Origin of the sequence: Enterococcus hirae ATCC 9790 (genome assembly GCF_000271405.2) — a bacterium.
Lineage (GTDB): Bacteria > Bacillota > Bacilli > Lactobacillales > Enterococcaceae > Enterococcus_B > Enterococcus_B hirae.
This window is the reverse complement of sequence record NC_018081.1, coordinates 371,210-383,079: the sequence shown is the minus strand read 5'-3', so window position 1 is coordinate 383,079 and position 11,870 is coordinate 371,210. Positions and strand designations below refer to the sequence as shown.

At 34.8% G+C, this 11,870-nt stretch carries 12 protein-coding genes; 7 read left to right on the top strand and 5 right to left on the bottom strand.

Going from position 1 to position 11,870, the window contains the following annotated elements; all coding sequences use genetic code 11:
* The first annotated feature begins 26 nt into the window (after positions 1-26).
* A complete protein-coding gene (locus EHR_RS01880) occupies positions 27-449 on the top strand; it encodes a hypothetical protein (RefSeq protein WP_010738408.1) in 423 nt (140 codons plus the stop codon).
* A gap of 128 nt (positions 450-577) precedes the next feature.
* Positions 578-1,630 carry a hypothetical protein gene (locus EHR_RS01875; protein WP_010738407.1) on the top strand — a complete coding sequence of 351 codons (1,053 nt, stop codon included), beginning with the start codon at positions 578-580 and terminating at the stop codon, positions 1,628-1,630.
* Positions 1,631-2,030: 400 nt separating this feature from the next.
* Here EHR_RS01875 and EHR_RS01870 read toward each other — a convergent pair whose 3' ends face one another.
* The 3 genes from EHR_RS01870 to EHR_RS01860 all read right to left on the bottom strand — a co-directional run bounded on the left by EHR_RS01870 (position 2,031) and on the right by EHR_RS01860 (position 5,132).
* Positions 2,031-2,723: a type 1 glutamine amidotransferase gene (locus EHR_RS01870; protein WP_010738406.1), complete on the bottom strand. Its 693-nt coding sequence runs from the start codon at positions 2,721-2,723 to the stop codon at positions 2,031-2,033.
* On the bottom strand, positions 2,716-4,068 hold the full coding sequence (locus EHR_RS01865; protein ID WP_010738405.1) for a Mur ligase family protein: 1,353 nt from the start codon (positions 4,066-4,068) through the stop codon (positions 2,716-2,718). Before EHR_RS01865 ends, EHR_RS01870 begins: the two co-directional genes overlap by 8 nt.
* Positions 4,069-4,289: 221 nt before the next feature.
* The gene (locus tag EHR_RS01860; RefSeq protein WP_010738404.1) at positions 4,290-5,132 is read right to left on the bottom strand and encodes an Rgg/GadR/MutR family transcriptional regulator; all 843 of its coding nucleotides are present in this window, start codon (positions 5,130-5,132) and stop codon (positions 4,290-4,292) included.
* 498 nt (positions 5,133-5,630) lie between these two features.
* On the opposite strand from EHR_RS01860, the gene EHR_RS01855 reads away from it, so the two are divergent.
* Positions 5,631-6,293 carry a CPBP family intramembrane glutamic endopeptidase gene (locus EHR_RS01855; RefSeq protein ID WP_010738403.1) on the top strand — a complete coding sequence of 221 codons (663 nt, stop codon included), beginning with the start codon at positions 5,631-5,633 and terminating at the stop codon, positions 6,291-6,293.
* 167 nt (positions 6,294-6,460) lie between these two features.
* Here EHR_RS01855 and EHR_RS01850 read toward each other — a convergent pair whose 3' ends face one another.
* Positions 6,461-7,843: a TrkH family potassium uptake protein gene (locus EHR_RS01850; protein WP_148282908.1), complete on the bottom strand. Its 1,383-nt coding sequence runs from the start codon at positions 7,841-7,843 to the stop codon at positions 6,461-6,463.
* 171 nt (positions 7,844-8,014) lie between these two features.
* Here EHR_RS01850 and EHR_RS01845 point away from each other — a divergent pair, with 171 nt between their 5' ends.
* The 4 genes from EHR_RS01845 to lepB all read left to right on the top strand — a co-directional run bounded on the left by EHR_RS01845 (position 8,015) and on the right by lepB (position 10,980).
* Positions 8,015-8,746, top strand: coding sequence for an epoxyqueuosine reductase QueH (locus EHR_RS01845; RefSeq protein ID WP_010738402.1), 732 nt, complete (start codon positions 8,015-8,017; stop codon positions 8,744-8,746).
* A 187-nt stretch (positions 8,747-8,933) separates the two neighbouring features.
* Positions 8,934-9,434, top strand: coding sequence for a hypothetical protein (locus tag EHR_RS01840; protein WP_014834263.1), 501 nt, complete (start codon positions 8,934-8,936; stop codon positions 9,432-9,434).
* Entirely contained in the window at positions 9,431-10,204 is a 774-nt protein-coding gene (locus EHR_RS01835) for a DUF6681 family protein (protein ID WP_010720002.1), read from the top strand. The genes EHR_RS01840 and EHR_RS01835 overlap by 4 nt, the downstream gene beginning before the upstream one ends.
* Before the next feature lie 206 nt (positions 10,205-10,410).
* A complete protein-coding gene (lepB, locus tag EHR_RS01830; protein ID WP_010720001.1) occupies positions 10,411-10,980 on the top strand; it encodes a signal peptidase I in 570 nt (189 codons plus the stop codon).
* Positions 10,981-11,119: 139 nt separating this feature from the next.
* On the opposite strand, the gene EHR_RS01825 is transcribed toward lepB, so the two are convergent.
* On the bottom strand, positions 11,120-11,728 hold the full coding sequence (locus EHR_RS01825) for a class I SAM-dependent methyltransferase (RefSeq protein ID WP_010738401.1): 609 nt from the start codon (positions 11,726-11,728) through the stop codon (positions 11,120-11,122).
* Between the last annotated feature and the right edge of the window lie 142 nt (positions 11,729-11,870).

Sequence of the window (11,870 nt, the reverse complement as noted above, 5' to 3'; positions counted from 1 at the left end):
ATCAATTATTTACAACGATTGCTTGTTTGGTTATCAGTAGCAGTATAGCCGTAAGTATTGGATATACTTTTGGTAAAAAGAACACACAGCAAGAAGCAAATAACCGTATACCTGTTGCTCATTTCTCGGAACAACAGGTCAATGATTTTTTACGCTCGTATTTTACTTTCACAGAGTACGGGGATAATTATTTGAATTATGAGAAATTTTTAGCAAAACAAGCGAAAATTGCTGAAGAAGAAAGCAGAAAGCAAAGCGATTTTTTTCCACAATTTTTTGGACATTCTCGTTTTATAAAAAGTAAGAATTTTATACGTCACGTGAATGACCAACAAATTGAAGTGATTGCCAACGTCACAAGGACGATTGATAGTTTGAATCAAGAAGGTAAGTCTACTAAAACACTTGAGAATGAAGGGCTGTTTCAAATTTGGTATGTGTTTGATTAAGCTACAAAACACTTTTTGGTGGAAAGGTATCAACCAATAGAGATAGCTGAAAAGGAATCGAAAGAATACGCAGAATGAAAATACCGGTTTTGTCCATCACTTTTGGTAAATGAAAAGGATGTCTATCTATGGCAAGAGAAACTGTACTGATTGATCATGTCAAAAGGCTAGAAATCGAAGAAGAGCGTCTACCGATTTTCGAGGCCCTCATTTTATTAGAAGAGGTCAATAAACAAACGATCCTTAATAAAAGCATAGGTAGTTGTCGTATTCGGATTTACAATCATAAAAATCACCTTCTTCATTCAATGGAATTACAATTTCCGTTAAAGGATGCCATAGAAGAAATAATCAGTGGGCAATATCAGATAGTCCGAAGTAAAAAGAAGACGACAAAAAGTAAAGCAGCGATACGCACGAAAAAAGCAATTAAGTATGGTGAACCTAACAGATCAACCAAAGGAAAATTACTATCTTTGATTCCCACGATCAAAAGGGTCTGGTTTATTGTGGTGATTGTTTTCAGTCTTTTCATAGGCATTAGCGTAATGTGGCCACACTTTATTACGAAAGTAGATCAAAAAGAAATTACCACGACAGAGGAGCAGGAGTGGGCAAAATTAATCGAAGCGCAAGCCTATCTTCAAGCGGCAACGGAATATCCAGAAAAGCGTCATGAATTGATCGACTATTTGACAGAGCAACAAGAATTTACATGGTTGAAAGAGATCAATGAATATTACCCCACCGCAGATGCACAATTTGATTTAGCTTTTTTTGAAAAAAATTGGGAAGTAGTTATTGAAACGTCCCCAGAAAATTTATCTGACAAAAGAAAAGTGATGCTTGCATTTGCTTACATTGAATTAGAACAATTGGCCGAAGCAGAGATATTAAATAAATATTTAGAAAGTGAAGAATTATCAAGAAAGTTAGACCAAAATTATTTACAGAAAGGGTTGTTTTTTTTTAAACAGAAGAAGATTGCAGAAACAACGAAACATTTAGAATTGATCCAAGAGGAAGAAGTGAAAAAAATATTACAAACTTATATCGAACAAGCTTCCATCATTATTGATTTTATTGAGTTATACCAGCAAAATGAAGATCCGGGAAATCAATTATTGTGGGAACAACGATTAGAAATGATTGGTCAATCAGATATCAATGATAGGGAATGAGTGGTCTTGGATTCAGTTGTTATTTGTCGAAGGGTAACTAATTAAGGGGAATAGAATAATAAAAAAGAAAAACTGATTGGCAAATTAGCTAAAATTATTAGTTAAAAGATAGTGTTGAAGTGTTAATGAAAAGAGGTAACGGCAGAAAAGTTAGTTCGCTTTTTCAAACGATTCTTTCTTATCGTCAGTGAAGTCATTTGCTTTTCCAATCGTATCCCAAGGTAATAATCATTACTTGATCAAAAATAGGCCAAAGAATACCAGAAATCAGAGCAGTGATTTTCGTATTCTTTGGCTCAATTATTAAAGTTTGCTATTTCTGTTGTGGTGTTGCGCTTGTTACTATTGATTTATTTACAATCACAATCCAGCAAATATTAATGGTAACAAAAGTTATGTTTTATGCTAAAGATTCGACTGGTAAATCAAGTTCTGTTCCATAACGTTGTTTAAGTGCTAAACGAATCAATCGTTCCGCAAGATTCTCATTTCGGGCAAGAATCGGTCCGTGGAAATAAGAGCCAAAAACATTTTTATAAATGACGCCTTCGGATTGGTCTTCACCATTATTTCCGTGACCTTGAACGACTTTTCCTAAAGGTCGTTCGCCTTCCCCTAAGAATGTCCGCCCATTGTGGTTTTCAAAACCATAATAGGTTTCATTAAACTCTTCATTATAGATAACGATATCGCCGATAAAACGATTATTTTCTTGACTTAAGGTGTAATGGTCTAAGGCACTGATTCCTTGGATTTTTTCTCCATTGGCACCCACATAATAGTGTCCAAGGAATTGGTACCCGCCACAGATAGCTAACATCACACCATCATTTTCAATGTAGTTTGTTAGTGCTGCTTTTTTTTCTTGGATATCTTTTGAAATGATCAGTTGCTCATAATCTTGTCCGCCACCAAAAAAGACTAAATCATATTTATCTGCTTCAAATGGTTCATGCAGACTGACAATTTCGGTATGACAGGTCACACCGAATTTTTTAGCGACATATTTAAGCATCAATAGATTGCCGTTGTCTCCGTAAGTATTCATCAAATTACCGTAAAGATGGGCGATATTCAGTTCATAATTAGGCATGATTCATCCCTCCTTTGATAAATCCTTGATTCGCTAATTCTTTTCGTAATTGAAGAACTGCTGTATAGGTAGCTAGGATGTAGACGTGTTCGGTCGGTAATTGTTTGATATTTTTAATGACTTCATTCAGTTCCTTTGTTTCGATGATCTTATCTTCAGGGATTCCTGCAACTTTTAGACGTAACGACATATCGGTATGACGATCCCCACCAGCGATCACTGCAGGAATATCCATATCAGCAAAATGTTCAAAATTTCCGTCCCAGATCCAACTAACGTCAATTCCATCTGCATAGTTTGCATTTAATAAAGCAACTAGTGAGAATGGATAAGGGGCTAAGCCGATCATATCGATGACCTGATTGATTCCAACAGGATTTTTAACAAGTACGAGTGTACATTTTTTACCATTGATATCAATGATTTCTTGACGACCAAATATTTTTTCGTCGTATCCTAGGCCTTGCTTGATTTTTTCAGGGGTTACCCCAAAATATTCAGCTACCGCTGTGGCAGCTAACGCGTTGTAGACATTGTACATCCCGCCAACTTCAATTCCATAGTTATGACCATCAATCGTAAAATCAGCTGAGACATTGTCCATGCGCAACATATCCGTTAGACGATAATCAAGTTCAGGACGTTTAAAGTCACAGTTTGGACAATAGTATTTCCCTAAATTTGCATACGTGATCATCTTGTAATGTAAAATATGATGACATTTAGGACAGAGCACACCATCCGTATTATAATGAGCCATTTGTTCATGGTCTTCTTCATGATCAAACCCATAATATTGGCGAGGATTGATTGTTTCCACAGAGTTGAAGATTGGCGAATCTCCGTTACTGATAATTGTGGCATCGGGTGATTTCGCTGCTCCGTCTACAATCATTTTGTAGGTGGTATAGATTTCTCCATAACGATCCATTTGATCACGGAAAATGTTTGTAAATAAAAATAGTTCAGGCTTCATGTATTCAGTTACTTTACTCAAACTTGCTTCATCGATTTCTAAAACAGCGAATTTTTTTTGCCCTTTTTTAGGTTTGGCTTGCAAAAAAGTAGAAACGATTCCTTGAACCATATTTGCCCCAGTTGGGTTGGTTAATACTTCATCAAATTGTTGCCGTAATATATTAACTGTCAAAGCAGTTGTCAATGTCTTTCCGTTTGTTCCAGTAACGACAACCACTTGATAATCTTTTGCAAGACTGTCTAAAATGTGTGGGTCGATTTTAAGTGCAAGTTTACCCGGTAAACTTGATCCTCCTTTAAAGAAGGTTTTTAATGCCCATTGTGATGTTTTACCAACAGCAATCGCAAATTGACTGCGTACTCCCATTATGTAACCTCCATAAAACGTCTTAACGACGAGTAAATTCAATTAATCATACCATATGTTCAAAAAAAGGTTAAATTGCTTTTCTTTTTTTTAAGAAATGGTTGCGATTCTCTTGTCTAACAACGATTGGTACTAGGCTTGATTGTTTATTTGAAGTTTCGTTTAGTCTAAGAATAGCCCCAGCGGATAACAGTTGATTTTTTAGGAATAACTATAGTGAATTAATAGTTGTTTTTGATCGTCTGAAAAAAGAGTGTACATTGTTCGCTTAAAAAAGAATACTCCAGTTTGTCTAAGGTTTCGATAATAAAGTGGATCATTGTTTCACTTGTGCTTTTTTCTTCTGTACAGTAAATCAGAATGTTCTCAAAATAAATACGATATAATTTAAAGATTGTATCTTCAGTTCCGGTAGTTAATTCCTTTAAATGACTAAGCGCATCTTTTGCTAAAAAGAAATTCCCATAGGAAATAAAATGACCGCAACTATTAAGAAGCAACGTCAAATAAATTTTTTTACCAGCGGGATATTCTTGATAGATCTGAATTTTTTTTAATGAATTTTTATAGAAAATTTGTTGCTGTTCTTCTGAAAAGTAATTCAAGGTGTTGGTATAAATTTTGATTTCTTGTAGTGTCCATGTTTCGATGGATTTTAAATAATCAACAAGGAACTCCAAGGTCTCATTGTCTATTTGATGGTCGCTCAATTGATCATGGCCAATTTTAGTTAAAGCGTTTAGAAGCTGAATTTTTTTATCTTTTGAAGCGGTTGTCGTTTGATAGATCTCAAAGAGCTTTTCTAAGTCCTTTGTATTAGAAGCCAATTCATATTGTTTCCATAAATTTTGTGAAGAAGAGTGATAATAGTCATATAAAAAGATAAATTCTTCCACATCTACCAGCAATCGCTCCAACACTTGAGCTAAAAGTCGGAAAGACAAGTCATGGTTTCCTTTTTCAAATTCAATGCAATAAGATTTTGTTACGATTCCTGAATAGATTTCCTTTTGAGAAAAACCTTTATCTAATCGGATTTTTCGTACTAACTGACCATACTCCATAGTATCTCTCCATCAAAATTATTTTATGTGTTTATGTAATGAAGTAATAGTAGCAAAAAAATTGTCAAAATTCTAAGAAAGATACTTTTGGAAAAGTGACCAGAAAAGCGACTGAAAGAAAGAGAATTTAGTAGAATTAGACGAGGGGTGTTATCCGCACGTTTCTTATAACAAATAAGTACGAATGAAGGTCAAGTGGAGTTCAAAAAAACTAATTATTCGCATATTTATTGTATTTATGGTCAGATTATTTTTAGATACAAAGTACCAAAAGTCTTAAATATAGGACTATAAAAGAATTTTCATTCGTAGATGATTATACTATGGAAAATTAAAGGAAAACATTCATGATAAATCATTGGAAATCTGTCAATGATGAAGGCTTGTTTGAGGAGATGGGGCAGTATAAAAGACACGTAAACAATACTCATGTGAAGGGTCGTCAGCGACTAATCAATGAACAAATGATAATTATTTAACGGAAGAGGAACAAGAAATATGACAAAAAGAATTACAGAACCAAATAATCAAGTCCTTAGAATAATGATTGCTTTTGGAGTGTTAGGGGTAGGGTTCTATGGGTTGACCCAGGTTGACTTTTATTATATTCAGTTTAGTTTTCTTGTTATTAGTGGTTTAGTAAGCTATTTACTGGTATTTGGTTTTGTTGGTGTGAGGCAATTATTTAGTACACCTAAACGATTGATAAAAACATTCTTGCTGATTTTAGTTGGTTCACAAATTTATGGTATGTTGGCTTCGATGATCATGGGAATACTGGCACAGTTGTTAGATATTCAGACGAAAGCAAATAGTGCGCAAGATAATCCTTGGTGGTTTTTTGTATTTATTTTACCAATTGCTTTACTGGGAGAAGAACTATTTTCGATCACTATTTTTGATACTTTACGTAAAAAAATGAGGATCAATACTAAGGTGGCATCATTGCTCACAGCAATTATTTTTGGACTGATTCATTTTGAAACTTATCTAGGAAGTTCAGCGTTGTTCACGATTGTGCAAGTCATCTTAGTTCAAGGAGGAATTAGACTTTGGTTTAACCAAGCCTATTTAAAAACAAAGTCATTGAATACTAGTTGGGCAGTGCATTATGCTTTTGATTTAATTGCTTTTGTTTTAGGAAGTTTATTATCCTCTTAGACAAATAAGAGCAAAGTTTTCAGTACAAATAAATAACCCGAAGTGGCCGAAAATAGCTTTTCTATTTTCTGACTACTTTGGGTTATTTTTATTAGAGCGACACAGGATGCATTTTTGTATACTAAATACAGATTCAGCCTTTCAAGGTTTGTCGATTGTCTGAAATTTTACCCAATGATGATTTTTTCAGTAGGGTATTCGTAGCCTAAATCTCGTGTTTCTTTTGGAACAAATAACATCAAAGTATACAACATACCGATACGACCGATAAACATTAAAGCTGCGATCGTGATTTTCCCAATTACTGACAAGTTCCCAGTAATTCCCAGGGATAAGCCAGTGGTTCCGAAGGCTGAAGTTACTTCAACGATAATTGCAATTAAAGGCTGATTTTCTGTAGCTGATAAAAAGACGATACAGAAAAAACACATACCAAGAGATAACATAAATACAACGACTGACTTACGCACATCATCATTATCGATTCGACGACCAAAAATATTGATGTTGTCTTCGCTTTTAAGGAAAGAGTAGAGATAAAGACCAATAATTGCTACGGTCGTTGTACGAATCCCACCACCTACCGAACTGGGGCTACATCCAATGAACATCAATAAAGAAAAAACGATCAATGTAGTGATTTGGAAATTACCCAAATCATGGATTTGTAAGCCAGCATTACGAGTAGTCATAGAGTAAAACATAGAATTGATCCACTTGACACTTAAACTAGAATCTTGAAAAAGATGGTCTTTTTCAAGTAAAAAAATTAACAGCGTCCCACCAACAAATAAGATGATAAAGGCTAAAACCGCTAATTTTGTAAATAAGGAAAAGCGAAACGGTAATTTTGCTTTTGAGCGTTTATACAAAATCCATTCACGAAATTCCATCAAAACAGGAAATCCTATCCCACCAATAAAAATCAAAAACATGATAACAAATAGGAACAGATAGTCATGTGCAAACGGCTCGATTGAGTTTCCTGTGACATCGAAACCCGAATTGGTCACAGCAGAAATCGATTGGTAAAATCCATAGAAAAGTGCATCCCGCCAATGATCAAAGTAGCCTCGATAATAGAAATAAATGGAAAAGAAAGCGCCAAAAAGGACTTGGAACCACAACAAAATTACAAAGGTGATACGAATCAAACGAACAATACCAGATAAGCGTGGCTGATTCATATCCGTCATGATCAGTTGTCGCTGTCGTAACGTGATTCTTCGTTTAGAAAAGATAATAAAAGCAGTAGAGATCATCATAATCCCTAATCCACCTACTTGGAATAGTATTTCAAGTAAGATTACCCCGTTATCATTAAAAGCCGAATTAATATCAAATGTGGACAATCCCGTTACACTGATTGTACTGATCGCCATGAAAAGCATATCGATAAAAGGTACGTGACTATCTGGTTCACGAAAAAAAGGAATGTAAAACAATCCTAAAGAGACAATGGTCATAATAAGATAGTAAAAAACAATGACTTGGATTGAAGAAAAATGACTAGAAGCGTAACGTTCGCTTCGACGTCTTAATTTCCGCATGAAAAGGGTTAATTTCAAGAAACTATCCTCCTTTTTAAAAGTTGTTTCTTTCAGTATACCGAGGTTATAAATAATACTCAAAGAAATCTTAAACAAAATGTACGTTTTCTTTTGATTTGCTATCAAATAGCATATAATTATGGAAGAATTGAAGAATAGCGAGGTCTCCCAATGATTGATGCAAAGGTAATTGTTGAAAAAATGAAAAACCAGAAAATAAATTATGATCGAGTACTACAAAAAATGATCCAACAATGGCAACAAGAAGAAACTCGACCAAAAATATTAATCCATACTTGTTGTGCTCCTTGCAGCACACATACGTTAGAATTTATGTGCCAATTTGCAGAGGTTACTTTATTTTTTTCAAATTCTAATATCCATCCTAAAAATGAATATTTAAGAAGACTCCATGAACAAAAGCGATTTGTTAATCAGTTTAACGAGCAAACCAATCATCATGTTCAGCTGATCGTTGATGAGTACCGCCCCAGCGAGTTTAATAAAATGGTCATTACGCAAGGCCTTACGGAAGAAAAAGAAGGTGGCGCAAGATGTAGTGCCTGTTTTAATATGCGTTTAGACCTGGTAGCACAAAAAGCCCAAGAACTTGGTTATGATTATTTTGGGAGTGCATTAACGATCTCACCCAAGAAAAATGCTACTCTGATCAACCAAATCGGGATGGATATCCAAAAAATTTATGGAACTCATTACTTACCAAGTGATTTTAAGAAAAATAAAGGATACGAGCGATCGATCCAGATGTGTAAAGAGTATGACATTTTTCGTCAGTGTTACTGTGGCTGTGTCTTTGCAGCTAAACAGCAAGGTTGTGATTTAAAGAAAATAAACCAAGAAGCAAAGGATTATTTAGCAAGTTCAAAAATTTCAATTAATTAGCTCTATTATAAAATTTTCAAGAAAACGTAAGAAAAAAATAAGAAATTTATGTTAAGTATAATTAAGTGTCAAAATAAAAGCGATTGATTCGATTGAAAACGAATATTCAGTTTGGTGGAAAAATGAATTTTAGACCAAGCATAAAAAATAATAGTGATGAAAAATAAAACATAAAGGAAGAGATATGATGCGAAAAGTAGCACCTATTTTGAAACCAATAGCAGTCTTAACTATTTCAACAATCTTTGCTACTGCGACCGGTGTTGTCAACAGCTCAAGTTATCGTACCCCTAGTTCAAGTTCGGTGGAAGAAACAACACCAACATCAACACCAGAGACCACATCTAATGAAACGTCGACAACACTGGATCAGACGAATGATTCATCGAGCACATGGGAAGAAAATACGAGTTCAACCAACGAAAATACGTATTCTACAGAGCAACCAAGTAGTTCGAAAGAAAAGTCTGACAAGCAAGGAAGCAGTTCATCCGAAACCAGTGATACGAATGCGATCAATGGAGGAAATCATACAGAACCAAGCTCAAGTTCGTCAACAGTACCAAGTAATACGACACCAAGTACTGAAGGACAGGATAGTGGAGAGGCTACCGTGAAAAATGTAACGCCAACCCAAAATACAGATGGAAAACAAGTGTATAATCAGCAAGCAGGTGATTCACAATGACAATTTTATTAGATATTATCAATAGCGTGCATAAGTTTTTAGGTTATTTAGATATTAGTCCTAAATATTTAAATCGAGGCTATACGATTTTAAGTGTAATCCCAACGATGTATCTTTTACGGATTATTTATGGACTTTGGCAAAACCAAAATTACTTACAATTTTTCTTGTATGGAATCGGCTTTTTAGTGTTAGTGTATTTTATCATTTTGAATGTATTTTATTACTTTCTGGATAAGAATACCAAAGCGGATGTGACACAATTGTTTGTCAAATATTTACCGGAAGAAGCATTCAATATTCAAACAGAAGAAGCGATGCTGAATAGCGGTGCAATCGACAAAGTGAACACGAAAGAAGTCAGTGTTTCTTATGATGAAGATTATCAATTGCGATTAGCTGAAAACATGCGTTATTTAATCGGGAATGGTGAGATTAAAACAAATGATCTAGGAAGAATGGATGGCTATCTTGTGGATCGTAACACACTTTATCCTTATTATTACGTTAAAAAAGTAGCAGAAAAAGAATATCAGTTGAGTATTGGGCGCAGCTACTCGGATTTAGCCCCTGTTGGAACGATTCTTATGGATTCGGCGGATGAAAAGCTCGAACCAGTTGGGTTGTTTATTGTAGGTGGTGACTTCGTCAAAGAAGGCTTAAGGTATCATGAGCCTTATCGTTTAAAACTTATCGTGAAAAAAGAACAACCAGAAAATGAAGCAATGGTTTACAGTAGAAGTCAACGAAGAAAGCATTCACGAAGTTAATGGATCACGTTGATCAAGACAGGTTAGAAAATTGTGGATGAAAAATGACAGAATCTCCCTTTGAATAATAAAAGAAAAAATAGGGTTATACGTGATGTATTCTTATTCTTTCCTTTACTTTCTAAAAAAGGTAAAATAAAAAAGAACAATAAAAAAATCAATTGAATAATACGAAGAGAAAACAAAAGTAAAGCGGGAGGTATGTTGTGAAAGAATTTTTTAAAAATTGGGGTATTTTGATCGTAGTACTAGCAGCTATTTTATTAGCTCGGGTCTATGTATTTACGCCAGTTACCGTTAACGGACATTCAATGGATCCGACGTTGAGTGATGGTCAACGATTGATCTCGTCGAAAATCTCAAAGTATGAACGCTTTGATATTATCACGACGAAAGAACCTGGAGATGAAGAACGAATGATCGTTAAACGAATCATTGGCATGCCGGGCGATACCGTGAAAATGGAAAATGATCAATTGACGATTAATGGTAAAAAATATAATGAGTCTTATTTAAATGAGTTTAAAAAAGATTTTGCGAAAGATAAATTGCAGAATGAATATTCTTACAGTGAAGCTTTCCAAGCACAGGCTGAAAATTCGCAGCATTTCACAAGTGATTTTGAATATGTTGTGCCCAAAGGAAAATATTTAGTTTTGGGAGATAATCGTTTGATCTCTAAAGATAGCCGAATATTTGGCTTGGTGGATGCAGACATGATTCAAGGAAAAGTAGTTTTCCGTTACTGGCCTTTGAACGAAATCAAAATCTTTTAAGTCTCTTTCTGAGCAGGTATCAGAAAGAGCATGAGCAAAAATGCAGGCAACAGTGGTCATGACCAAGTTGTCTAGCCCAGAAAATAAGCCACAGAATCCGAAATAGTTTTTCCTATTTTAAGGATTCTGTGGCTTATTTTTATTTTTTTCCGCTAGCAAAAAACAAAGAGGCATCTTGGTTCATGAATAAATTTTTACCAGAGTGAAAAGTGTGGATATTCGTGGAATGAAACCCAATTTGTTCAAGTAGAGCCATAAGTGCTTCATGGTCAAACCCATTATGGACTTTTGGATGGTTGATCGCATCATTGTGATCAAAATCAATGATCAAAAGTTGACCGTTTGGCGTAAGCATGTGGTAGAGTTTTTCTAAGATCAAACGTGTGTCAGGAATATGCAGTAGGACTAATGACATCAAAATAAGATCTACTTTTTGATCGATTGTTTGATCGATGGATTCGGTTGTGGCATCGAACGTTGCCGAAGAGACGTTTGTTAATCCGCTAGTCTTAATTTTGTCTTCAGCAATTGTTAGCATCGCATCAGAGGAATCAACTAGAAGAAGTTGCTTGAATCGGTCAGCTAAAGCTAACGAAACCAAACCGGTACCTCCGCCATAATCCATAAAAGTCAGTTCTTTGGTGGAAGAAGGTAGTTGAGAAATTAGTTCGTCTTGAATAATTTTTGCTAGTGCTTTTCTTTCGGGAGTATCATAATGGTTTGCGATTTGATTGAAGATTTCTGACATAAGGTCACTCCTGACTTCATAAGTTAGATGAATTTTATTAAGTATAGCAAAAAAAACTGTTTTCCCAAACCACTAGTTGATTTTGAAGGATTGAAAGACACGCAGCTATTGTTTTAAATGTATGAGTGTTTTAATCTAAAGT